This is a genomic window from Asticcacaulis aquaticus, from assembly GCF_028550415.1.
Lineage (GTDB): Bacteria > Pseudomonadota > Alphaproteobacteria > Caulobacterales > Caulobacteraceae > Asticcacaulis > Asticcacaulis aquaticus.
This window is the reverse complement of record NZ_JAQQKX010000004.1, coordinates 149,153-174,511: the sequence shown is the minus strand read 5'-3', so window position 1 is coordinate 174,511 and position 25,359 is coordinate 149,153. Positions and strand designations below refer to the sequence as shown.

The window sequence follows — 25,359 nt, the reverse complement described above, 5'->3', positions numbered from 1 at the left end:
TTTCAGGCCTCCCTCTCCCTCAGGGAGAGGGTATAAAGTGGGTTCCCTTTTGCAGCTTCGTTGTGTACACCGCGCGCATATTTCCCCAACCTCTCCGAATGGACTGCCCATGCCCGCCGCGCCCGATTTCCCGCCCGCCCCTGATTTTGTCACGCCCAAACGCGCCCTGATCTCGCTGTCGGACAAGACCGGCCTGATCGAGGTGGCTCAGGCGCTCGCGGCCGCAGGCGTCGAAATCGTCTCGACCGGCGGGACGCGCGCGGCGATTGCCAATGCGGGCATCGCGGTCAAGGACGTGTCGGACCTGACGCAGTTCCCCGAAATGATGGACGGCCGCGTCAAGACCCTGCACCCCAAGGTCCACGGCGGCCTGCTCGCCTATCGCGACGCGCCGGAACACGCGAAAGCGTTGACCGAGCACGATATCGCCCCCATCGACATCGTGTGGATCGACCTCTATCCGTTCGAAAAGACCGTCGCCGCCGGGGGTGGCTTCGAGGCGGCGATTGAGAATATCGACATCGGCGGCCCGGCCATGATCCGCTCCTCGGCCAAGAACCACCCCTATGTCGCCGTCTGCGTCGACAAGGCCGGAATCGACGAGGTCATCGCCGCCATCACCACCGATGGAAAGACCGGTCTGTCTTTGCGCAAGTCGCTCGCCGCTCGCGCCTTTGCCCGCACCGCCGCCTATGACAGCGCTGTGTCGTCGTGGTTCGCCGAACAGCTTGGCGACACCTATGCCGAGCGCAAGACGATTGCCGGGGCGCGCCTGCAAACCATGCGCTACGGTGAAAACCCACATCAGTCCGCCGCCTTCTACAAGACCGGCGAAGACCGTCCGGGCGTTGCCACCGCGACCCAGCTTCAGGGCAAGGAACTGAGCTACAACAACGTCGCCGACACCGACGCGGCCATCGAGCTGGTCGCCGAATTCGACGAACCGGCCTGCGTTATCGTGAAACACGCCAATCCGTGCGGTGTCGCCGTCGGCCCGGACCTGCTGACGGCCTATAAGCGTGCGCTGGAGTGCGACGACGTCTCGGCCTTCGGCGGTATCGTGGCGCTGAACCGCAAGCTTGACCGTGCGACGGCGGAAAAAATCGTCGAGGTCTTCACCGAGGTTATCGTCGCCCCCGCCGTGGACGATGACGCGGTCGAGGTCATCAAGGCCAAGAAGAATCTGCGCCTGCTGGTCACCGGCTCGCTGCCCGATCCGCTGAGTGGCGGTCAGGTCTTCCGTTCGGTCGCCGGGGGTCTGCTCGTCCAGTCGCGCGACACCGCGCGTATCCTCGCGCCGGACCTGAAGATCGTCACCAAGCGCCAACCGACCCCGACCGAGATTCAGGACATGCTGTTCGCTTTCACGGTCGCCAAGCACGTGAAGTCGAACGCCATCGTCTATGCCAAGGAAGGCCGCACCGCCGGCATCGGCGCCGGTCAGATGAATCGTCGCGACTCGGCGCGCATCGCGGCGCTTCGTGCGCAGGAAGCCGCCGAAAAGCTGGGCCTGACGGAGTCGCTGGCCAAGGGTTCGGCCTGCGCGTCGGAAGCCTTCTTCCCGTTCCCCGACGGCCTGCTTGAAGCTGCCGCTGCCGGTGCCACGGCGGTCATCCAGCCCGGCGGCTCGATCAAGGACGCCGACGTGATCGCCGCCGCCGACGAAGCGGGTCTGACCATGGCCTTCACCGGCGTACGCGTCTTCCGTCACTAAAATAATGGGCGGCACAGGCATGACCCCGGTCGCCCTCTATATCCACTGGCCCTATTGCGCGCGCATCTGCCCCTATTGCGACTTCAACGTCACGCGCGATAGGGGCCAGATCGCGACGCAGACCGCGCTGTTCGAAGCGATCCTCGCCGATTTGCGCACTCAGGCGTCGTGGCTGGGACCGCGTGAGCTGGCCTCGGTCTTTTTCGGTGGCGGTACCCCGTCGCTGATGTCGCCCGAATGGGTCGCCGCCCTGATCGATGAAGCCCGCCGCCTGTTTCCACCGTCCGGTCCCGTCGAAATCACCCTCGAAGCCAACCCGACCGACGCCGAGATTTCGCGCTACCAAGCCTTTCGCGCTGCCGGGATCAACCGCCTGTCGATCGGTATCCAGTCGCTGGATGACACCGCGCTGACATTTCTTGGGCGCAACCATTCCGCCCGCGAAGCCTTGCTCGGCCTCGACACGGCTCTGTCGGTGTTCGAGCGCGTCTCGCTGGACCTGATCTATGCCTTGCCGGGGCAGACACCTGAGGATTGGGCGGCGGAACTGAAACGCGCGGCGGCCTTGGGCGTCGAACACATCTCGCCCTACCAACTGAGCCTTGAGCCCGATACGCCGTTCGGGCGCGCCGCCCGGCGCGGCAAGCTGAGTCTGCCCGCGCCGGAACTGGGTGAGGCCTTCTATTATACGACGCAATCGGTGCTGAACGATCTGGGTTTCGAGGCCTATGAGGTGTCGAACCACGCTAAAGGCCTTGCCGCGCGCTCGGCGCACAATGTGAATATCTGGGAGGGTGTGGATTATATCGGCGTCGGCCCCGGCGCGCATGGTCGGATAAGCTATGACAATGCCCGCCATGCCACCGTCTCCGAAAGCGATCTGCGCACCTATATCGTCCGCGTCGGCGACCACGGCACCGGCGTCGAGCATGAACGCTTATCGCCGAACGAGTCCGCCGAAGAGGCCCTGATGCTCGGCCTGCGTCTGATCGACGGCGTACGGCTGGAACGCATCGAAAGCCTGTCGCTGATCAAACGCGACGACCTGATCCATGACGGCTTCCTCGACATCCGTAACGACCGCCTTAGAGCCACCGACAAGGGCCGCGTGGTTCTGGATCGTCTGTTGCTGGAACTCCTGTCATAATTTCTGCCGAATTGCCGGTTACGGTCGCGTGCTTAAGGGGTGTTGCATGCACAAATGGCGTAGATATCTGATCGTTTCGGCCATCCTGCTGGCCGTCATCGGCGGCGTGGTCTGTTACGATGTTTACCGCGCCCAGAGCGTGGCCATCGAGACCCTGACCTTTGCCGGTAAGCCCGATCTCAACCGCCTCGAAGCCCTGATCGACGGCACCGCCATCACCAATAGCCTGTACAAAGACATCGAGCCGTTCGAGGCCGCGCCGCAATCCCCGCCCGCCGATCCGAAGCGCAAGCGCGGCTTCCTCAACCGCATCTTCGACCAGGGCGCGGCCCTGATCATCCGCAAGAAGCGCGAACCCGACGCGCCGCCGCTGAAAGGCCCGGACCTGCATCTGTGTGCGCAGGCCGCCGGGGAGCCGGAGGGTTTCGCCACCTTGATCCGCCACCTCAAGCCGACCCCGGTCAAGACCGGCTGGAAGCCCGATCCGCGCATCCGTTACGGCAGTTTCAACGCCCGTCAGTACAATATCAGTGGCGATAGCTGGCTGGTCGTGGCGCGCGAAGGCCTGCTCGACTGGAAGGTCAAGGGCGTCAAACTGACCGACGCCCAGAAACGCCAGGTCGCCCGCACCTGCGTCGGGATTATTTGACTTCCCCGCGTCGTGCGCCAATAAGAACGCATGACCGATTTCTTTGCGCCGCCGCCCCGTCCTGTCGAAGGCGGGCTCTATATCATCGCCACGCCGATCGGCAATCTGCGCGATATTACGTTACGCGCGCTCGATGTCCTGCGCGCCGCCGATGTCGTGCTGTGCGAGGACACGCGGGTGACGGGCAAGCTGCTGGCGGCCTATGATCTCAAGAAAAAGCTGATCCGCTACGACGACCATTCCGGCCCGCAGGTCATCCCCGAAATCCTCGCCCGCCTGCACACCGGCGAAGTCGTGGCGCAGGTGTCGGACGCCGGGACGCCGCTGATTTCCGACCCCGGTTTTCGACTGGTCAATATGGCGTTAGGTGTCGGCGCGCGCGTCCACCCGATCCCCGGTGCGTCCGCCGTCATGGCCGCGCTGTGTCTGGCCGGATTGCCCACCGACCGCTTCATGTTCGCCGGGTTCGCCCCCAACAAATCGAGCGCCCGTAAGACCTTCTTCGCCGACTTCAAAACCCTCGCCTCGACAGTGGTGTTTTTCGAGACCGGCCCGCGCCTGCACGACAGCCTGAGCGATCTGCTGGCCACCATCGGTGATCGCGACGCGGCGGTGTGCCGCGAACTGACCAAGCTCTACGAGACCTGCGTGCGCGGCCGCCTGAGCGACCTCGTCACGCGTGAGGAACTGCATGAACCGAAAGGCGAAATCGTCGTCCTGATCGGTCCCGCCGAAGCCGTCGAAACCTCCGAAGACGACCTCGATGCGGCCATCCTCGATGCGCTGAAAACCCTGGCCCCGTCCGAGGCCGCCGCGACCCTGGCCCAGCGCTTCGACCTGCCGCGCAAGGTGATCTACAAACGCGCGCTCGATCTGAAAAAATGAGGCGCGAACGGGGGCAGAAGGCGCACAAACGCGGCCATCTGAGCGAATATATCGCGCTTGGTCACCTGATGCTGACCGGTCATCGCATCCTCGGGTTTCGCCTGAAAACGCCGGAAAGCGAGATCGATATTCTGGCACTCAAAGGCAAGCGCCTCTGCGTCATAGAGGTCAAGCAGCGCCGCACGCTTCTGGAGGCCGTGACCGCTGTCGGCCCGGTGCAGCAACACCGCCTGTGGCAGGCGGGGCTGAAGCTTCAGGATCGCAAACCCGCCTTGCGCAAATACGATCTGCACGTCGATCTCTACGCCATTACCCCGCAGGGCGTAAAACATGTGCGCGACGCTTTTTCCGAAGGTATTTGAGCCCGCCCTCTTGCCGTTGCGCGCCGTCGGTTTACATAGAACAAAGCAACAGAGAGATACCCCATGACCCTGCGCGTCGCCATCCAGATGGACCCCATCGAAAAGATCAATATCGCCGGGGACACGACCTTCCTGCTGATGATGGCGGCACAAAACCGGGGACATGAACTGTGGGTCTATGAGCCGCAGCATCTGTCGCTCGAAGACGGTCAGGTCAAGGCGCGTGCGCGTAAGGTAAGCCTGCGCCCCGTCAAAGGCGATCACGTCACCGCCGGGGATTATGAGACGCTCGACCTCGGCACGGACATCGACGTCGTCTTGATGCGTCAGGACCCGCCCTTCGACATCGCCTACATTACCGCGACCTATCTGCTGGAGATGATCCATCCGAAGACGCTGGTGGTCAATGACCCTAAGAGCGTCCGCGATTGTCCGGAAAAGCTGTTTGCCCAGCATTTTCAGGGCCTGCAACCGCCGACCCTGATCAGCGCCGATCCGGTGGCCCTGCGGGAGTTTCAGGCGAAGCACGGCGACACGATCCTCAAGCCGCTGCACGGCGCGGCGGGTGGCGGTATCATCAAGCTCAAGGCCGATGACCGCAATCTCGATGCCCTGATCGAACTGCACGCCGCCATCGGGCGCGAACCGCTGGTCCTGCAGAAATTCATTCCGGCCGTGTCGGCCGGCGACAAGCGCATCATCCTTGTCGACGGTGAGGTCGTCGGGGCCATCAACCGCGTGCCGGAAAAGGACGCTGTGCGTTCGAACCTGCGCGTCGGTGGTACGGCGGTGCAAACGACGCTGACGCCGCGCGATCTGGAAATCTGTGCCCGTGTTGGACCGGAACTCAAGGCGCGCGGCCTGATGTTCGTGGGTCTCGACGTCATCGGCGACTATCTGACCGAGATCAATGTCACCTCTCCGACGGGTGCGGTGCAACTGAAAACGTTCGACGGGATCGATGCCGGGGACGCGCTCTGGGACGCTGTGGATCGCCGGTTATCCACAGGTCAGGCTTGAAAACACTGAGATATTTTCCGAATTTTTGCACACGCACACGGTAAAATAAGCCCGTATACAAAAAATTACCCCATTTGTTCCAATTTTGTTCTTGATTTGTCTATTTTCATTCCCTAGGGTGTGGATAAGAAATCAATATAAGGTGGTGGGATCAACCCTATAATACCTGCGATGGTTTCTTCCACGGGGTTGGGAGGGGAGTCATGCCGGCACGGGTCACAACGATTGCGTTCGAAGGGGCTAAGGCGCACCGCGTCGAAGCCGAGGTGCAACTGACCTCTGGCAATGTCGCTTTCGTCGTCGTCGGGCTGGGGGACAAGGCCGTCGCCGAAAGCCGCGAACGCGTACGCGGGGCCTTTGCGGGCATGGGTCTGAGCCTGCCGGGTAAGCGTATCGTCGTCAATTTGGCCCCTGCCGATTTGCCGAAAGAAGGCTCGCACTACGACCTCCCCATCGCCCTGGCCCTGATGGTGGTGATGGGTGTCTTGCCGCAGGATGCGCTCGACGCCTATGTCTGTGCGGGTGAGTTGAAGCTCGATGGGCGTATCGGTGCGATGGCCGGGGTGCTGCCCGCCGCATTGGCCGCATCGAGTTTCAATATGGGGCTGATCTGTCCCGAGGAAAACGGCCGTGAAGCGGCGTGGGCGGGGGATGTGCCGATTCTGGCCCCGCGCTCGCTGATCGATCTGATCAACCATTTCAAGGGTCATGCGGTGTTGTCGCCGCCGTCACCGGGTGAGGTCGTGGCCGGTCAGGCCGCGCCCGATCTGCGCGAGGTCAAGGGGCAGGAGGCGGCCAAGCGCGCGCTGGAAATCGCGGCGGCGGGTGGCCATAACCTGCTGTTCGTCGGCCCGCCGGGATCGGGCAAGTCGATGATGGCCCAACGCCTGCCGGGTATATTGCCGCCGCTGACCTCGTCCGAACTGCTGGAAACCTCGCAGGTGTGGTCGATGGCGGGGTTGCTGGAAAAGGGCAATCTGACGCGCGATCGACCGTTTCGGGCACCGCACCATTCAGCGTCGATGGCGGCTTTGACGGGCGGTGGATTACGCGCCAAACCGGGGGAAATCTCTCTGGCGCATAACGGGGTACTGTTCCTCGACGAACTGCCCGAATATTCGGCGCAGGCCTTGGATAGCCTCCGCGCGCCGCTGGAAACCGGCGAAGTCGTCGTCGCCCGCGCCAACCACCACATCCGTTATCCGGCGCGGGTGCAACTGGTCGCCGCCATGAATCCGTGTCGCTGCGGCTATGGCGGGGTGGGGAAGGGGGCCTGTGGCAAGGCGCCGAAGTGTCTGCGCGATTATCAGAGCCGGGTGTCGGGGCCGATGATGGACCGTATCGACCTGCAAATCGACGTGCCGCCGGTCACCGCTGCGGATATGGGCCTGCCGCCGCCCGCCGAAGGCTCGGCCGAGGTCGCCGCGCGTGTGCTGGCGGCGCGACAGATACAGGTTGCGCGGGCGCAGCGTCTGGGTCTGTCGCCCGAACAGGCGCTGAACGCCACGGCGTCGGGATCGGGTCTGGAGCAAATCGCACCGCTTGATGAGGCGGCCAAAACCCTGCTGACTCAGGCGGCACAGCGCTCGAACCTGTCGGCGCGGGGCTGGACGCGTTGTGTGCGTCTGGCGCGGACCATCGCCGATATCGAAGCCAGTCTGAGCGGCGAGGAGACGCCGATCCTGCGCCGCCATGTGGCTGAGGCCCTGGTCTATCGCCGGACCTCGCCGATGGAGGCCGAAGCGCCCGCTGCCTCTGTTGCGGCGCGATTTTCGCCGCAAAACGGATCGCTTTGAGCCGTCGTTAAGGTTTCTCGGCTACAGTGATCACGGCCTGAAAAACAGGCCTCTGCGAGAAGAATATATCCATGCGCCACAGCTCCACGACTGCCCCCGTTCCCGCCCTGCTTACCGAGGCCGATGCCCGTGACGCCGCGGCCAAGCTGAAGGCGCGTGAGGATTTCTTCAAGCTGATGAGCCATGAAATCCGCACCCCGCTGAATGGTGTGCTGGGCATGTTGTCCCTGCTCAACCGCACGCCGTTGAGCGGCGAACAGCAGTCCTATCTGCAAACGGCGCGCGAATCGGGTGAACACCTGCTGACCCTCGTCAACGATCTGCTCGACTATGCCCGTATCGAGGCCGGGCATATAGGTCTGGAAATCCACCGCGTTGAATTAGAACCCCTGCTGCAAAGCGTCGCCGAACTGCTGTCGCCGCGCGCCCATGCCGGGGGTATCGAAATCGCCTGGAAGTTGGATGCGCAACTGGAATCGATCCAAATCGACGAAGGCCGCCTGCGCCAGATCCTGTTCAATCTGGCCGGAAACGCCATAAAGTTCACGCAATCCGGTGGCGTCCTGATCGATGTGTCCCTGACCGAGACCGGCCATATCCGCTTCGGTGTCCGCGACACCGGCGACGGCATCCCGGAAGAGGCCCGCGCCCGTATTTTCGAGGAATTCGGTCAGGTCGATCCGTCCCACGCCTCGGGGCAATATGGCGGGGCCGGTCTGGGGCTGGTCGTCGTCAAGAAGCTGGTCGAGGCGATGAACGCCACCTTGACGCTAGACTCCGAACTCGGCTCGGGCTCGCTGTTCAGCGTCGAGTTCCAGATTCCGTATACTTTGCGCAAGCCCGTGATCGTCAATGCGCCGGCGGACACGGTCCTGATTACGGCCAATCCGATCCTCACCACCAGTGCGCAAAGCCACCTCGACAGCTTTCAGACGCCGATGCGCACGGTGCGCACGCTCAAGGAGGCGGGCAAACGCGCCCGCACCGTGGTGCTGGCCGACCGCCGGACCCTGGGCGAACCGGTGCCCGCGCCGAACAATCGCAGCCTGATCCTGCTGGCACCCGAAGAGCGCGATGAGATCAGCGCCTGGCGCGACAAGGGCTGGGCGGGTTACCTGATCAAGCCCCTGCGCCGCAACTCGCTGAAAGAGCGTATCGAAACCCTGTCGTTGAAGCCCGTCGCCGCCGAGGCGCGTCCGGTCACCCCCGAAGACGAGCGTATCCTGACGGCCTCGGGTCAGAACGTCACCGCGCTTCTGGTCGAAGACAATCCGGTCAATGCGCTTCTGGCGCAAATCCTTCTGCAGCGCGAAGGCTGCCGCGTCGAGCGGGCGGCTTCGGGCGAAGAGGCGCTGGAAATCATGGCGCATCGTGGCTTCGATATCGTGTTCATGGATCTGGGGCTGCCCGGTCTGGATGGCCTCGGCACGACACGGCAATTACGCGCCAGTGGCCATCTGACGCCGATCATCGCCCTGACGGCCAATGCGTACGAAGAGGACCGCCGCGCCTGTCTGGCCGCGGGGATGAACGACTTCCTGACCAAGCCGATCGAACTGGCGGCCCTGCGCCACCGCCTGTCGCAATGGTGCGGTCAATCGCAGGCGGCTTAAACGTCATCGAACCTTGCCAAATCAGGCAACTGCCCCGATGATCGATTGAATTGCGATTTCCGGGGCCCCCATGACCGACACTCCACCCGCCAAGCCGACCCTGTGGCAAGCCGTGCGCCCCTTCTTCCAGCGCAAGGTGCTGGCCATGATCTGCCTCGGTTTTTCGTGCGGCCTGACCCTGACCCTGATCTTCGACACCCTGTCAGTGTGGTTGCGGACCGTCGGTCTGTCGCTGGAGGTCATTGCCTTCTTCTCGCTGGCCACCTTTGCCTACAGCCTGAAATTCGTTTGGGCGCCGCTGGTCGATCGTGTGCCTTTGCCCATTCTGACGCCGCTGCTCGGTCACCGGCGCGGTTGGATGCTGCTGACCCAAAGCCTCGTCATGCTGGGGCTGTGGCTGATTTCCGGCCTTAATCCGCAGGAAAATCTGGCGCTTATGGCGGCGATCGCTGTCATGCTCGGCTTTGTCGGCGCGACTCAGGACATCGTGGTCGATGCGTGGCGGATCGAAAGCGCCGATGAGGACGGGCAGGGCGTCATGGCCACCGCCTATGCCTGGGGCGCGCGCGTGGCCCCGTTCATCGCCGGGATTGTACCGCTGATTCTGGCCGAAACGCTGGGCTGGGGTTTTGCCTATGCCCTGATGGCGGCGCTGATGGGGCTGGGCCTGATCGGAACCTTACTCGCGAAAGAAGGCGTCCACACGATCCGTGCCATCCACTACGGTGATCTGCCGCCGCATCCGGTGACCGAAGGCCTCGAATGGGGCGGGCGTATCCTGCTGATGGTCATTGCCGCCTCGCTTATGGGGGCGGGCCTGACCGCTAATATCAGCCTGTTCCAGTTCGCCTTCCCCAGCGCCGAAGCTTACGACGCGGTCAAGGCCGTGTGGACGTCGAAACAGACCGGCATCTTCCTGCAATTGCCCGCGGTCATCCTCGGTCTCGGCCTGATGTTCCTCGCCTGTGTGCCGTTGCCGAAGGTACCGACGCGCCCGGGAGCGTACCTGCGCCAGACCTTTGTCGAGCCCATCGCCGACTTCTTCAAACGTTATGAAAATCTGGCGGGGCTCATTCTGGCGACGATCTGCGTCTATCGCCTTGCGGATTTCCTGTTGAATATCAACGGGGCCTTCTATGTCGATCTGGGTTTCGATCTGGCCGTGATCGGTGAGGTGCGCAAGATTTTCGGCGTGGTGATGACCATTATCGGCGTCACCGCCGGGGGCCTGAGCATGACGCGCTTCGGCATGAAGTTCAGCCTGATCACCGGCGCGGTCATCTGCTCGGCGTCGAACCTCGCCTATGCGTGGCTGGCGACGCAGGGCGACAGCGTCCCGGCGTTCTCGTTGACGCTGGCCATCGACAATATCTCCGGCGGGTTCGCGGGAACGGTGTTGATCGCCTATATGTCATCGATGATTTCCGAAGGCTTTGCCGCCCCACAATACGCGCTGCTGTCGTCGCTCTATGCCTTACCGGGTAAGCTTCTGGCCTCGCAGTCGGGCCGCATCGTCGAAAGCGCGGCCAAGGGGGCCGATCAGGGCGGACTGGCTGCCCCGTTCCTGCCGTGGCTGCACAACCTGCCTGCTGTGTCGTTCACCAAGCCCGCCGAGACCTTAGGCGTCAGCCGCGAAGCGCTGGGGGCGGGCTATATGCTGTTCTTCACCTATACGGCGGTGATCGGTTTTGTTGCGGTGGTGCTGGCCGTGTGGCTGATCCGCGTGGGTGCGGTCAGGGAAAAGGGCGAGGCCTGAACGGCTTCGCCCTTATAGTTCCTCAAACCTTGATGGCTCTTAACCGCCCATGCTGGCGCGGATATCGTAGGCGGCAAAGGTCGCCATGGTCAGGATCTTCGTCACCGAATCCGACAACTGACAGATCTGCACCGGCTTCGACAGACCGAGCAGCAGCGGGCCGACGACGGTCGCGCCGCCCAGCGCCTGCACCAGCTTGGTCGAGATCGAGGCCGAGTGGATCGCCGGCATGACCAGAATATTGGCCGGTGCGGTCAGGCGCTGGAACGGGTAGTTGGCCCACAAGGCCGGATCGAGCGCCACGTCGGGCGGCATCTCGCCTTCGAACTCGAAGTCTACGCCGCGCTTTTCAAGCTCCGCCACGGCCTTGGCGACGCGCTCAGACCGTTCGCCCGCCGGATTGCCGAAGGTCGAATAGGACATGAAGGCGACGCGCGGGGTGTGGCCCATGCCGCGCACGGCCATGGCCGCTTCGACGGCGATTTCAACGAGATCGTCGGGATCGGGCAGTTCGGCCACGGTGGTATCGGCGATGAAGATGGTCTTGCCGCGCGCCAGCACGATCGACAGCCCCATGACGCGGCCGCCGGGGGCTGGATCGACCACGCGCAGCACTTCGTCGAAGGCCTGGTCGAAGGAACGCGTGACGCCCGTCACCATGCCGTCGGCGTGGCCGGACAGGACCATGGCGGCGGCAAACGAGTTGCGGTCCTGATTGATCAGGCGATCGACGTCGCGCTTCAGGAAGCCCTTGCGTTGCAGGCGGTTATAGAGAAGTTGCGAGTAGGCGGCATTGCGGTGGCTGAGACGGGCATTGACGATTTCGATGCCTTCTTCCGCCGGGTCGAGGCCCGCCGCACGCATATTGGCGGTGACGAGGTTTTCACGACCGCACAGGATCGGCGTGCCCAGCCCCTGCGCCTTGAAGGCATGGGCGGCGCGGATGACCGACACGTCCTCGCCTTCGGCGAACACGATGCGCTTCGACGGGCGCGACCGCACGGCAGCGGTGATATTTTGCAGAAAGCCCGCCGACGGATCGAGGCGCTTTTCCAGCGTCTTACGGTAGGCGTCCATGTCCTCGATCGGCTTGCGCGCCACGCCGGTAGCCATGGCGGCCTGCGCCACGAAGGGCGGGATGTACCAGATCAGGCGCGGATCGAACGGGGTGGGGATGATATAGTCCTTGCCGAATTTCAGGTGGCGGCCCTGATAGGCGGCAGCGACCTCGTCCGGCACGTCTTCGCGGGCCAGTTGCGCCAGCGCCTGCGCGGCGGCCAGCTTCATTTCGTGGTTCACCCGGCGGGCACGCACATCCAGCGCGCCACGGAAGATATAGGGGAAACCGAGGACGTTATTGACCTGATTGGGGTAGTCAGACCGCCCCGTGGCGACGATGGCGTCGTCGCGCACCTTGGCCACGTCTTCCGGGGTGATTTCCGGATCGGGATTGGCCATGGCGAAGATGATCGGTTGCGGCGCCATCGAGGCGACCATTTCCGGCGTGATGACGCCCTTGGCCGACAGACCCAGCACAACGTCGGCCCCGACCATGGCTTCGGCCAGGGTCCGTTTGTCGGTGTCGGTGGCGTGGACCGATTTCCACTGATCCATCTCGACCGTACGGCCCTTATAGACGACGCCGTGGATGTCGCAGACCGTAGTGTTTTCAGGCTTCACGCCCATGGCCTTGATCAGGCCGATGGAAGACAGACCCGCCGCGCCCGCACCGCACAGGACGACCTTGACATCCTCGATGTTCCTGCCGGTGATCTCCAGCGCATTGATCAGACCGGCGGCAGCGATGATCGCCGTGCCGTGCTGATCGTCGTGGAAGACCGGCACGTCGGCCAGATCCTGCAGGGCGGATTCGATAATGAAACATTCGGGCGACTTGATGTCTTCGAGGTTCACGCCGCCGAAGGTCGAGGTGATGTTCTTGACCACCGTGATGAATTCGTCGGGGTCCTGCGTCGCCACTTCGATATCAAAGCTGTCGATATCGGCGAAGCGCTTGAACAGGACGGCCTTGCCTTCCATGACGGGCTTCGAGGCCAGCGCGCCCAGATTGCCGAGGCCGAGGATGGCCGTGCCGTTGGAAATGACCGCGACCGTATTGCCTTTGGAGGTATAGTCGTAGGCGGCGTCGGGGTTTTCGGCGATCTTGCGCACCGGCACGGCGACGCCCGGCGAATAGGCCAGCGCCAGATCGCGCTGGGTCGCCATCGGCTTGGTGGCCAGAAGCCCGATCTTGCCCGGCGACGGATACTGGTGAAAATTCAGCGCTTCTTCGTCGCTGACCTTGGTCTTGTCGATCGGCATTCGGGCTTCCTGCGTTTCCGCTTATTTGTCAGACAATTCGGTGTTTACCTAGGGTGTTAGTATTGCAGGAAGCCCCGGAGATAAACAGGTTTATCAATCACTTTTTCTCAAAAAACATTTTGCTTCATTTCAACATATGAAACGCCATGCGGAAGTCCGTGCATCTTACTTATTCCTCCCTGACTTGTCGGGGAGGGGGACCGCGCCTGAAAGGCGTGGTGGTGGGGTATCTTGCTCCGGTTCAACACGCTGGGTCGTAAGAAAGTAAGATACCCCACCACCCCTTTGCTTCGCAAAGCGGTCCCCCTCCCCATCAAAGATGGGGAGGTATAAAAATGGAATCCCTGTGGAAATTCACACCCTCCGTCGTTTCCGGCTAGGCTTTGGCGTTAACAGTTATTAACGTGGCCAGATGAATGCGACGACGTCTCCCCAAATCGATGATGGCCTTAAGGCCCAGCTTGACGGCGCCACGCCCGTCATGGCGCAATATCTTGAAATCAAAGCGCAAAATCCCGACGCGCTGTTGTTTTTCCGTATGGGCGATTTCTACGAAGTCTTTTTCGATGACGCCGTGAAGGCGGCGGGGGCCCTGTCGCTGGCCCTGACCAAGCGCGGTCGGCATCAGGGCGAGGAAATCCCCATGGCGGGGGTGCCGGCCCACGCCGCCGAGGCCTATATCGCCAAGCTGATTCGGGCCGGGTTCCGCGTGGCCGTCTGCGACCAGCTGGAAGACCCGTCGGAGGCCAAGAAGCGCGGATCGAAATCGGTGGTCAAACGCGGCATCGTGCGCATCGTCACGCCCGGCACCCTGACCGAGGATACCCTGCTGGAGGAACGCGGGGCCAACCGCCTGATCGCCCTGTCGCAGCGGGCCGGGGTGATGGCACTGGCGTCATTGGAACTGTCGACCGGCGAGGTCGAGTGTCTGGAAACGACGCCGGAAACGCTGGGCACGCATCTGTCGGCCTTGCGCCCGTCCGAAAGCCTTGTCGCCGACCGGCTGTTGCAGGACGAAAACCTCTATGCCCTGCTCAAATATTGCGGTGGCGTGCTGCAACCGCAGTCGGCGTCTCTGTCCGATCCGGCGGCGGGCGAGGCGCGGCTGAAGCGCCTTTATGGTGTCGATACGCTGGACGGTTTTGGCGCGTTCAGCCTCGCCGAAGTCTCGGCCATGGGGATGCTGGCGGCCTATATCGACCTGACTCAGGCGGGCAAGGTGCCGGTCCTGAAAGCGCCGAAAAAGACGACGTCTCTGGCGTTTTTGGCGATAGACCCCTCGACCCGGCAAAGCCTTGAGATCGAACGCACCCAGAAAGGCAGCCGCGAAGGCTCGCTGATGTCGGCCATCGACCGCACGATTACGTCGGGCGGGTCGCGTCTGCTGGCGGCGCGGTTGTCGCGGCCCCTGAACCACCCCGACGAGATCAATAGACGCCTCGATGCCGTGCAGTGGTTCGTCGAGCATCGCGGTTTGCGACAAAACCTGCGCGACACCCTGCGCGGGATGAGCGATCTGGCGCGCGCCCTGTCGCGGCTGGGTCTGGGGCGCGGTGGCCCACGTGATCTGAAGGTCATCAAGGATGGTCTGGAACTGGCCGGTGAGACGATCCGGGTGCTGAAACAGACCGACGCCGAAGATGCCCTCGATCCGAGGTGCCCGACCGAAATCCGCAGCCATATCAAGGCCCTGACGGTCTCCGATTCCGTCGCCGACCTGCGGTTCAAGCTCGACATGGCGCTGGTCGAAGAACCGCCGCTATCGACGCGCGATGGCGGTTTTATCAAGGCCGGGTACAACAGTAATCTCAACGAACTGATCACGCTGCGCAACGATTCGCGTCAGATCATCCTGCGCATGGAATCCGACCTCCAGCAGGAAACCGGCCTGCCGCTGAAGATCAAATATAATGCCGTGCTGGGCTATTTCATCGAACTGACCTCAAAACAGGCCGATAGCCTCAGCGACTCCGACCGGCAACGCCTGATCCACCGGCAAACCCTCGCCAACCAGATGCGCTTTTCGACGCCGGACCTGATCGATATGGACGCCCGTATCGCGCGGGCGGCATCGGACGCCCTGACGCTGGAGCTGGCGCTGTTCGAGGATTTGCGCGAAGAGGTCCGCCGCAATGCGCATCCCTTGCAGGACATGTTCGACGCCTTCTGCGCGCTGGATGTCGCCTCATCCGCCGCCGAATGGGCCGAGGACATGGAGGCCACGCGTCCGGTCGTTGACGACAGCCTCGTCTTCGACGCCAAAGCCGCGCGGCACCCCGTGGTGGTGGCCGCCCTGCGGTCCGAGGGCAAGCCGTTCACGCCGAATGACGGCTGCCTCGATGCGTCGGGTCAGACCGGACCGCGTCTGACTCTGGTCACCGGGCCGAACATGGCCGGTAAATCGACCTTCCTGCGTCAGAATGCGCTGCTGGTGATCATGGCGCAGGCCGGACTGTTCGTACCCGCCGCATCCTTGCGTCTGGGTGTGGTCGATCGTTTGTTCTCGCGCGTCGGCGCCGGGGACGATCTGGCGCAGGGCCGCTCGACCTTCATGATGGAGATGGTCGAAACCGCCGCCATCCTCAGTCAGGCGACGCAACGCTCCTTTGTGATTCTGGATGAGATCGGGCGCGGTACGGCGACCTTCGACGGTCTGGCTATCGCCTGGGCCTGCGCGGAAAACCTGCACGAGGTCGTCAGGGCGCGCGCCCTGTTCGCGACCCACTATCACGAACTGTCCCAGCTTGAATCCTTACTCGCCCATACCCACAATATCTCCATGACCGCGAAGGAGTGGAACGGCGACCTGATCTTCCTGCACGAGGCCAAGCGCGGAGCGGCGGATCGCTCCTACGGCGTGCAGGTCGCCAAGCTGGCCGGGATGCCGCCGGTCGTCGTGGCGCGGGCGAAGGACATTCTGGAGCGGCTGGAAACCGACCGGTCGCATCAACTGAAACTCGACGACCTGCCTCTGTTCGCCACCGTACAGGCGCAGGTGCAAAATGTTGCAGCGCAACACGCGGTGGAATCCGACGTGGAAAAGGCGGTAAAAGCCGTCAATCCCGACGATTTGAGCCCGCGTGAAGCGCTTGAAATTATCTATCGTTTAAAGGGTCTGGTTTAGATTAAACAGGTTCCCCATGCCGCCCGAAGGTTCACGCTCGCCCATGCTTACCAAGACCAGTCCCGCCCTGCTGACCCATAGCATCGACGGTGCCGACCTGCGGGCCAAGCTGACCCAGGCCTATGAAGACTCGACCGGCGACGTGTCGGACCTGCGCCGCAAGGCCGTGGCGATCCTCAAGCGCGAATGGGATATGGCGCGCGACAGCCTCCTGTCGCACGTCGAGGACCATCGCGGCGGATTGTCGACGGCGCGCGCCTTGTCGAAACAGGCCGACGAGATCGTCCACGCCCTGTGGGACTTTACCCTGACCCACGTCTATCGGGCGCGCAATCCGACCGAGGGCGAGCGCCTGTCGCTGGTGGCGGTGGGGGGTTACGGGCGCGGCGAACTGGCCCCGCATTCGGACCTCGACCTGTTGTTCCTGCGCGCCTGGAAAGAGACGCCGCACTCCGAAAGCGTCATCGAATTCATCCTCTACAGCCTCTGGGATCTGGGGCTGAAGGTCGGCCATGCCTCGCGCACCGTCGATGAAACCATCCGTATCGCCCGCGAAGACCACACGGTCATGACGGCCCTGCTCGAATATCGCCCGCTGGCCGGGGATACGGTGCTGGTTCAGAGCCTCAAGGAAAAGCTGAACCTCGACGTCATCCGCCACGGCGCCTACGATTTCGTCACCGCCAAGCTGGAGGAGCGCGATTTCCGCCACGCCAAGTCGGGCGCCTCGCGCTATGTGGTGGAACCCAATCTGAAAGAAGGCAAGGGCGGCCTGCGCGACCTGCATACCCTGTTCTGGATCGCCAAATATGTGTCGGCGTCCGGTCCCGCGCCGGTGCTGCGCGAAAGCGCCCGGCCGCAAAACCCCAATGGCTGGGGCGCGCTCGATGCGCTTCTGACCGAAAAGGAACGTCTGGCCTTCGTGCAGGCCTTCGACTTCCTGTGGAAGGTGCGCATCCTGCTGCACGTCACGGCGGGCCGTGCCGAAGAACGCCTGAGCTTCGACCTGCAACCGGAAATCGCCCGCCTGATGGGCTATATCGATGCCGATGGCGAGCCGGCGGTCGAGCGCTTCATGCGCCGCTACTTCCTTGTGGCCAAGGAGGTCGGTGCCCTGACGCGCATCTTCTGCACCAAGCTTGAGGCCCAGAAGACCAAGCCGCTGACGCGCCTCAGCCACATGATCCAGTCGGGCATCATGTCCCTGACCAAGCCCGAACATCCCGGCATCGTCATCGATTCCGGACGCCTGAGCGTGCAAAACGCCGATGTGTTCAAAAAATCGCCGATCGCCATGTTCATCCTGTTCCGCATGGCGGACAAGATGGAGCTGGACCTGCACCCGGACGCCTTCACGGCGATCACGCGTAATCTGAAACTGATCAATGCGGCCCTGCGGCGCGACAAAACCGTTGCCGAGGTCTTCCTCGACATTCTGGTGCGCGGCAAGAACCCCTACCGCACCCTGTCGCTGATGACCGAGACCGGACTTCTGGGGCGTTACATCCCTGAATTCGGGCAGATCGTCGCCCAGACCCAGTTCAACATGTACCACACCTATACGGTGGATGAGCATACCCTGCGCGCCGTCGGCCTGATCCGCGAGATCGAGTTGGGCAAGCATCCGGAAGAACACCCGCTGGCCACCTCGCTGATCCCCAATCTGGCCAACAAGGAAACCCTCTATCTGGCCATGCTGCTGCACGACACGGGCAAGGGCGGCGAGCTGGGGCAGGAGATCGAGGGCGAGATCGCGGCGCGGCGGGCCTGCGCGCGGCTGGGGCTCGAAGACTGGCAGATCGATCAGGTCGCCTGGCTGGTGCGTCACCACCTTGTCCTGTCGGACTATGCGCAAAAGCGCGATGTGTCGGACCCGGAAACCGTGGCGGCCTTCGCGCGCATCGTGGAAACGCCCGAGCGTCTGCGGCAATTGCTGATCCTCACCGTGGCCGATATCCGCGCTGTCGGGCCGGGCGTCTGGAACGGCTGGAAAGGCCAGTTGATGCGCGAGCTTCTGGCGGCGACCGAGTCGGCTTTCCGCGGCGGACGCGGTTCCGAAGGCGATGCCGTGACGCAGGTACGCGAAGACCTGCACGCCCGCGCCGAGGCTTTGCGCGAACAGCTGGGCGGCAGTAACCGCGACATGCGGGCGTGGCTGGCGACGATGGAGGAATCCTATCTCTTCTCCTTCTCGCCGGACGAGATCAGACAGCATGCCCAGCAGGCGTGGTCGACCTTCGACTCCGAACCTTCGGCGCGGGCCCATATCGATCAGGCGCGCAACGCCGCCACCTTCTGCATCAGCGGCTCGGACCGCCCCGGCCTGTTCGCCGATCTGGCGCGCTGCTTCACCAATCTGGGGGCCAACGTCGTGGGGGCGCAGGTCTTTACCTCGACCACCAAGCAGGCGCTCGACATCTTCTATGTGCAGGACAGTCAGGGCAAGCCGTTCGGCTATGACGACCCGTCGCGCCTGAGGCAACTGGAGCAGTCGCTGGAAAAGGCGGCTCTGGGCGAGGTGGCGCCGCCGCCGCCGCACAAATCGACCCTGGCCGGTCGCGCGGCGGCCTTCGCCATCGCGCCGACCGTGGTCTTCGACGACGAATCCAATGCCCACATGACGATCATCGAAGTGTCGGGCCGCGACCGTCCGGGCCTGCTGGCCGATGTGGCCAGCGTCATCAACAAGGCGCGGCTCGACATCGCCTCGGCGCATATCGACTGCTACGGTGAACGCGCGGTCGATGCCTTTTATGTGGTCGATCATTTCACGCGCCAGCAATTGTCGAAGGGGCAGAAGGACAAGATCCGCCGCGCCCTGAGCGACGTGCTCGACCCGCCCGCACCGCGCCCGAAATCGGCCCCCACGCGGGCGAAGGCGTCGTTGGCACGATAAGCCCACAAACGAAAAACGCGCACCCGATCATGACCGGATGCGCGTTTTTTATTGATAGCCTCTGATTTTAGAAGCTGTAGCCCAGCGTGACAAAGGCCTGACGCGGCGCCGACGAATGGACCACCAGAATGGAGCCCGCCGCATCGTCCGGCGCGAAGACGCTGCTATCGAAGTTCGAGGCGTAGCGCTTGTCGGTCAGGTTGGTGACGTTGAGCGACAGGCGCGCGCCCTTCATGATGTCGAAGTGGCGGAAGTCGTAGTTGACGCCCAGATCGAAGGTCGTGACGCCGCCGAAGCCCTGATCGTTGGTGTAGGTGTAGTAGCGACGGCCCGTATACTTGCCTTGCAGCGAGGCGGAGACGCCGTAGCCCTTCACCGTCACGACGCTGGACAGCAGTTCCTTCGGCGTGTCGACCTGCTGCTTGCCCTTGGTCGCCTTGACGACGCAGGTCGTGGTGCACCAGTTGAGGTCTTCGTTATAGGTCGTCTTGTTCAGCGCGGCCGAGTTATACCAGGTCAGCCACGGCAGGGCCTTCCACAGGACGCCCAGCTCGACGCCCTTGCTGGTGACGCTGCCGGCATTGTGGAACGAGTTGCCGCAACCCGGGTTCTGCTGCTGGTTCGTCGGGCAGGGGTTGTACTGCAGCAGGCGGTTGTCGAAATCGACGTCGTAGGCCGCCATCGACACCTGAAGCTTCGGGCTGACATAGCGGTAGCCGAGGTCGATGCTTTGCGAGGTTTCCGGCTCAAGATACTTGCCCTGCGCGTCCCACACGGCCTGCGACACCGATTGCGGCCCAAGCTTGAAGCCGCCCTGGAACATGGCGATGTTCTCGGAATAGCTGGCATAGACTTCGTGGCCGGGGGTGATCGTCCAGCGCGCGCCGACCTGCGGCAGGAAGCTGTCCTTGGCCTTCAGCGAGCCGCTGGCGAACTGGGTCGAGGCGGCCGCGGCGGTCTTGGCGATGCCCGGCAGAGCCTTGGCGTCGGAGGTGGCGTCGGTGCTCTTGAAACCGAAGTCGATGCTCACGGCGTCGTCAAACAGGGTGACGGTGTCCTGTACGTAGAACTGCTTGGTTTTCCACGTCGTTTCCTGCACCCACTGGGCGAGGTCGGGCTGGCCGTCCTTATCCATGAAGTGGGCGAGGCTGAACGGACCCGTGACGTTCTGCCAGAGATAGCGCGCGGCGGAGGACACATTGTCCTCGGTCCAGAAACCGGCCTGCACGTGATGGTTGGCGACGGTCCAGCTGACGCTGCCGATCACGCCGTCGCGGTCGATGGTGTAGCGCGTGTCGCGGATCTGTACCGGCAGGTCGTCGGCGGTCGAGGTCGTGCCTTGGGTCGACCAGCCGGTGATGAAGTTGTTACCGGCACCCTTGTCGGTGTGTTTGTAGACCTTGGCGCTGACGGTCAGGCCGGTGGCGATCTCGTACTCACCGGCAAGGTAGTACAGTTCATCGTTGCGCAGGATCTGACCGTTGGTGAAGGTGACGTCCGAATTCTTTTGCGGCGACGGGGCGGCGACGCACTTGGTCGGTGCGGTCGGGCCGGTCACCGAGCAGTAGGCGCGGTTGAGATAGGACTGCCAGTCGGGCGCATAGCCGCCCCAGTCCGGCCCGAGGCGCGACAGCATGTCCTTCGACAGATAGGCGTCGTCGGCCTGATTGGTGCTCGACAGGTCGGCGAAGGCCGTGATCCTGCCGCGCTCGAATTCGTATTGGGCCTTGGCGTTGACCTGCTTGCCCCAGGACTTGTTATAGGCGCCCTGGTTCACGAACAGGTCCTGTTCGGTGTAGTGGCCCGACAGATAGGCCGAGAAGCCGTTATATTCGCCCGTGTCGAAACGCAGGAAGGTGCGCGCGCTGTCTTCGCTGCCGAAGGTCTGGCTGGCCGAAACGCCCAGCTCTTTGTGCGGGTTGCTGGAGGTATAGATCAGCGCGCCGCCCAGATTGCTGGTCGAAGGCAGGCTCAGGCCTGCGATGCCGGTCGCCAGATCGGCGCGGCCGAGGTTTTCCGAGATCAGGGCACGGCTGATGGTCAGGCCGTTATAGTTGTTGTAGGCGCCGTCGCCCAGCGGCACGCCGTCCAGCGAATAGCCGAGGTGGGTGGTATTGAAGCCGCGCACCTGAAGCGACAGCGACTGTTCGTTGGTGCCCAGCGCGTCGATCGACTGCGCCATGACGCCCGGCAGGTAGTTGAGCGCCTTCTGCACGCTGGTGCCCGGCGGCACGACGTCGAGATTGGCCGGCAGGAGCGTCGAGACCGAGCGCGTCTGGCCCTTGCCGACGACGACGATTTCCGTCACCTCATCGTCCGCGCCGTGCGCGCAGGCGACGCCCGCCAGCATGGTCGTGGACAACAGGACAGCGAGGCCTGCCGAGAAAGTTTTGGCGCGCGATGACACGGTCATATGCAGATAGTCCCCAGAAGCGGCACCGTCCGTAACCGCGGACGGCCCTGAATTGACACGCCGGATGCGGGCGCGACCGTTCGATCGGCGCGGCCCTTACCGGCGAGGCCCCCTTACGCGGGCTCTGCAACGGTTTTGTGAAATGGTTTGCAGAAGTGAGGGGCGGGCCGCGACGGCGGTTCTGACTGTGGCCTTTGTGTCGCGTGTGGTGATACAACCGATCGATCAAATCAGCGGCAAGAGGGTCGTCATGGCGAAGTTTGTTCTGGCAATGAACGTGTCGATCGACGGTTATGTCGATGATATTGGCGGCAATTTTGTCATGCCGTCGCCCAGTGAGACGCATTTCGATGTCTGGACCCAGGCCGTCGAGGGCTATGCGGGCAGCCTCTATGGCCGCAAGATGTATGAGGTCATGCGCTACTGGGACGAGGATCGCCCGGAATGGGACGCTGCCCGGCAAAGATTCGCCGTAGCGTGGCGTCGCTTGCCAAAATGGGTCGTCTCCCACACGCTTCAGGCCGCCGGCCCGAACGCCACGCTCATTTCCGGTGATATCGAGGCACAAATCCGCGCACTGAAAGCCCAAACGGACGGCACGATCAGCGTCACCGGCCCGCAACTGGCCGGACTTGCGACACAGCTGGGCCTGATCGATGAATACCACCTGCACGTCCGCCCGTTCGTGCTGGGTGGCGGTAAGCCGTTTTTCCACGACGCCCGCCCGCCGCTTCGACTGGTCTCAACCACGCAGATCGATGACGATACGGTGTGTCTGGTCTATGCGCCAAAGCCGTAAACCCCGGTTTCCCCCTTCCGTCTTTTTAGCTCACGCTAAAAATCCACCTTCCCCGTAAACAGGGAAGGATGTAAGGCGGTGGGTGGGGCCGTCACCGCCTCGGTCGTTTCCTGTTCAAGGCTGTTACGTGTCCGATTCCTCAGCTTCCCCGCCGCTCGAACCCCAGAGCCCTAAACCCCAGAGCCCCAAAACGCAAAGCGTTGCCCGTTCGTCGCTCGTTTTCGGCGGGGTGACCCTGATCAGCCGCGTCATGGGCTTTGCCCGCGATCTGGTCATCACCGCCGCCATGGGCGCGTCGGGCAATATCGCCGCCGACGCCTATTCGACGGCCCTGCAATTCCCGAACCTGTTCCGCCGCATCTTCGCCGAAGGCGCGTTCACCGCCGCTTTTGTGCCGGCCTATTCGGCGACGCTGGAAAAGGATGGCCCCGAAGCCGCCGACCGGCTGGCCCGCGACGCCATGGCGACGATCACCCTGGTCGCCATCGTCCTTAGCGTGATCGCGCAGATTTTCATGCCGCAGATCATGGCCGTCTTTTCCGAAGGCTATGCCGAAAACCCGGAAAAGATGCGCCTGACGGTCATATTGACCCAGATCACCATGCCTTACCTGCCGTGCATGACCATGGTGGCGCTGCTGTCGGGGGTACTGAATGCGCGGGGCCGGTTTGCCCTGTCGGCGCTGGCACCGACCCTGCTCAACCTGTTTATGCTCATCTTCGTCTGGTTCGCGCGCGATCCGGTGACCGCCGCCTTTGCCGCCTCGTGGGCGGTGATCGCCGCCGGTCTGGCGCAGGCCGCGCTGCTGGTCTGGGGTTGCCGCAAGACGGGCGCGAAGATCGGACTGGCCCGCCCGACATTGACACCCGAAATCCGCAACCTGCTGATCCTTGCCGTTCCCGGCGCGATGGCCGCCGCCGCGACCCAGATCAACGTCTTCGTCTCCTCGTGGCTGGCCTCGGCCATCGACGGGGCGCGGACGTGGCTCAACGTCGCCGACCGCCTCTATCAGTTGCCGCTCGGCCTCGTCGGCGTTGCCATCGGCGTAGCGCTCCTGCCCGCCTTGTCGCGCTCGGTGCAGGCGGGCGACCATGAGCGCTCGCAAAGCGTGATGGACGAAGCTGTGCTGCTGTCCATGGCCCTGACCCTGCCCGCCGCCGCCGCCATCATCGCCATGCCGTTTTTCCTCATCGACGGGCTTTATACGCGCGGCGAATTCCTCACGCACGATGCGGTTGAGACCGCTTCGGCCCTGCTGCACTACGGTTGGGGCGTCCCGGCCTTCGTGCTGGCCCGCGTCCTGACCCCGGCGTTTTTTGCGCGCAAGGACACGTTCGGGCCGATGAAGTTCGCGGTGGTCTCGGTCATCGTCAACCTCGCCTGCGGCCTGACCCTGTTCCCGATCATCGGCGTGGCGGGCCTCGCCATCGGCACCTCGGCCGCCGCGTGGGTCAATGTCTTCCTGATGCTGTTCACGCTGGCGCACCGTAAGACGTGGGTGCTGGGCAAGCGCGCGGGTATCGGCCTGATCAAGGTGCTGATCTCAGGCGGCCTGATGGGGGCGTTCTGCGCCGCCTGTTCCTATTACCGGCCGCTGGTCGAAAGCCCGATTGTGTCGATCATCCCGCACGGGACCAAGGAAATCGCCATCGTCGCCGTTTGTTTTGCCGGGCTTTTGCTCTATATCGCCTTTCTGTTCATCACGCGGGCCATCCGCCCGTCCGATATCAAGAAGGCCCTGAAGAAGGGGTAGGACCACTTACATGCGTATTCTTTCGGGTATTCAGGCCTCAGGCTCCCTGCACCTCGGCAACTATCTCGGCGCGCTGAAAAAGTTCGCCGACATGCAGTCGTTAGAGGCCGAGCGCTTCTATATGATCGCCGATCTGCACGCGATCACGGTGTGGCAGGATCCTGAGAAGCTCTTGTCGCAGACCCGCGAAATCGCCGCCTGTTATCTGGCCGCCGGTGTCGATCCAGCCAGGTCGACCATCTTCGCGCAGTCGGCGGTCCCGGCCCACACCGAAATGGCGTGGCTGTTCAACTGCGTGGCGCGGCTGGGCTGGCTCGACCGCATGACGCAGTTCAAGGACAAGGCGGGCAAGGACAAGGAACGCGCCTCGATCGGGCTCTACACCTATCCGGTGCTTCAGGCCGCCGATATCCTGATCTACAAGGCGACCCACGTGCCGGTCGGCGAAGACCAGCGTCAGCACCTTGAGCTGACCCGCGACGTGGCCAAGAAGTTCAACCACGACTACAAGACCGACTATTTCCCGCTGCCGGATACCCTCTATCAGGGGCCGGGCGCGCGGATCATGTCGCTGCGCGACGGTTCGGCCAAGATGTCGAAATCCGACCCGTCGGACAATTCGCGCATCAACCTGACCGACGATGCCGACACCATCGCGTCCAAGATCAAGAAGGCCAAGTCCGATGCCGACGCCCTGCCGTCGGAAGCGGCGGGTCTGGCTGAGCGTCCGGAAGCCAAGAACCTCGTCGGCATCTATGCGGCGCTGGCCGGGGTGTCGGTCGAAGCGGTGCTGGCCGATTTCGGCGGCAAAGGCTTCGGGACATTCAAACCGGCTCTGGCGGAAGTGGTGGTCGAGAAAATGGCCCCGATTTCGGAGCGTTTGCGGGCGCTGCTGGCCGATCCGGCGGAGATCGACCGTTTGCTGACGATTGGTGCCGAGCGCGCCAACGAGGTCAGCGCGCCGGTGGTCAAGGATGTGAAGAAAATCATCGGCTTGTGGGGGTAAATCCCTAGCACCTCCCCTGATTTCAGGGGAGGTGGATTTTGGAGTGAAACGACAAAAGACGGTGGGGTTAACTACCGTTGGTTTAACCCCACCCGGCCTTTCAG

Annotated in this window: 16 protein-coding genes; 14 read left to right on the top strand and 2 right to left on the bottom strand. The window is 63.2% G+C overall.

Annotated features, from left to right (window positions below; genetic code table 11):
* Positions 1-109 precede the first annotated feature (109 nt).
* The 9 genes from purH (at position 110) to PQU92_RS06940 (ending at position 10,942) form a co-directional block, all read left to right on the top strand.
* Positions 110-1,714 carry a bifunctional phosphoribosylaminoimidazolecarboxamide formyltransferase/IMP cyclohydrolase gene (purH, locus tag PQU92_RS06980; RefSeq protein ID WP_272747495.1) on the top strand — a complete coding sequence of 535 codons (1,605 nt, stop codon included), beginning with the start codon at positions 110-112 and terminating at the stop codon, positions 1,712-1,714.
* Between the two features lie 19 nt (positions 1,715-1,733).
* Entirely contained in the window at positions 1,734-2,861 is a 1,128-nt protein-coding gene (gene hemW, locus PQU92_RS06975; protein WP_272747494.1) for a radical SAM family heme chaperone HemW, read from the top strand.
* Between the two features lie 46 nt (positions 2,862-2,907).
* Complete coding sequence (locus tag PQU92_RS06970; protein ID WP_272747493.1) at positions 2,908-3,510, top strand: hypothetical protein; 603 nt, start codon at positions 2,908-2,910, stop codon at positions 3,508-3,510.
* A 30-nt stretch (positions 3,511-3,540) separates the two neighbouring features.
* Positions 3,541-4,395 carry a 16S rRNA (cytidine(1402)-2'-O)-methyltransferase gene (gene rsmI / locus PQU92_RS06965; protein WP_272747492.1) on the top strand — a complete coding sequence of 285 codons (855 nt, stop codon included), beginning with the start codon at positions 3,541-3,543 and terminating at the stop codon, positions 4,393-4,395.
* A complete protein-coding gene (locus PQU92_RS06960; RefSeq protein ID WP_272747491.1) occupies positions 4,392-4,757 on the top strand; it encodes a YraN family protein in 366 nt (121 codons plus the stop codon). The genes rsmI and PQU92_RS06960 overlap by 4 nt, the downstream gene beginning before the upstream one ends.
* A gap of 63 nt (positions 4,758-4,820) precedes the next feature.
* Positions 4,821-5,777, top strand: a complete 957-nt coding sequence (gshB, locus tag PQU92_RS06955; protein WP_272747490.1) for a glutathione synthase — start codon at positions 4,821-4,823, stop codon at positions 5,775-5,777.
* A gap of 203 nt (positions 5,778-5,980) precedes the next feature.
* Positions 5,981-7,573, top strand: coding sequence for a YifB family Mg chelatase-like AAA ATPase (locus PQU92_RS06950; RefSeq protein ID WP_272747489.1), 1,593 nt, complete (start codon positions 5,981-5,983; stop codon positions 7,571-7,573).
* 71 nt (positions 7,574-7,644) lie between these two features.
* The gene (locus PQU92_RS06945; RefSeq protein ID WP_272747488.1) at positions 7,645-9,186 is read left to right on the top strand and encodes a response regulator; all 1,542 of its coding nucleotides are present in this window, start codon (positions 7,645-7,647) and stop codon (positions 9,184-9,186) included.
* A 70-nt stretch (positions 9,187-9,256) separates the two neighbouring features.
* Positions 9,257-10,942, top strand: coding sequence for an AmpG family muropeptide MFS transporter (locus PQU92_RS06940; RefSeq protein WP_272747487.1), 1,686 nt, complete (start codon positions 9,257-9,259; stop codon positions 10,940-10,942).
* A 39-nt stretch (positions 10,943-10,981) separates the two neighbouring features.
* Here PQU92_RS06940 and PQU92_RS06935 read toward each other — a convergent pair whose 3' ends face one another.
* Positions 10,982-13,264, bottom strand: coding sequence for an NADP-dependent malic enzyme (locus tag PQU92_RS06935; RefSeq protein WP_272747486.1), 2,283 nt, complete (start codon positions 13,262-13,264; stop codon positions 10,982-10,984).
* 412 nt (positions 13,265-13,676) lie between these two features.
* On the opposite strand from PQU92_RS06935, the gene mutS reads away from it, so the two are divergent.
* Entirely contained in the window at positions 13,677-16,388 is a 2,712-nt protein-coding gene (mutS, locus tag PQU92_RS06930; protein WP_272747485.1) for a DNA mismatch repair protein MutS, read from the top strand.
* A gap of 43 nt (positions 16,389-16,431) precedes the next feature.
* Entirely contained in the window at positions 16,432-19,284 is a 2,853-nt protein-coding gene (locus tag PQU92_RS06925; RefSeq protein ID WP_272747484.1) for a [protein-PII] uridylyltransferase, read from the top strand.
* Between the two features lie 67 nt (positions 19,285-19,351).
* On the opposite strand, the gene PQU92_RS06920 is transcribed toward PQU92_RS06925, so the two are convergent.
* Positions 19,352-21,697, bottom strand: a complete 2,346-nt coding sequence (locus tag PQU92_RS06920) for a TonB-dependent receptor (RefSeq protein ID WP_272747483.1) — start codon at positions 21,695-21,697, stop codon at positions 19,352-19,354.
* Positions 21,698-21,947: 250 nt separating this feature from the next.
* Here PQU92_RS06920 and PQU92_RS06915 point away from each other — a divergent pair, with 250 nt between their 5' ends.
* The 3 genes from PQU92_RS06915 to trpS all read left to right on the top strand — a co-directional run bounded on the left by PQU92_RS06915 (position 21,948) and on the right by trpS (position 25,255).
* A complete protein-coding gene (locus PQU92_RS06915; RefSeq protein WP_272747482.1) occupies positions 21,948-22,496 on the top strand; it encodes a dihydrofolate reductase family protein in 549 nt (182 codons plus the stop codon).
* Between the two features lie 127 nt (positions 22,497-22,623).
* A complete protein-coding gene (murJ, locus tag PQU92_RS06910; RefSeq protein WP_272747481.1) occupies positions 22,624-24,249 on the top strand; it encodes a murein biosynthesis integral membrane protein MurJ in 1,626 nt (541 codons plus the stop codon).
* A gap of 10 nt (positions 24,250-24,259) precedes the next feature.
* Positions 24,260-25,255 (top strand): tryptophan--tRNA ligase, encoded by a 996-nt coding sequence (trpS, locus tag PQU92_RS06905; RefSeq protein WP_272747480.1) that lies wholly within the window; start codon positions 24,260-24,262, stop codon positions 25,253-25,255.
* Positions 25,256-25,359: the final 104 nt, after the last annotated feature.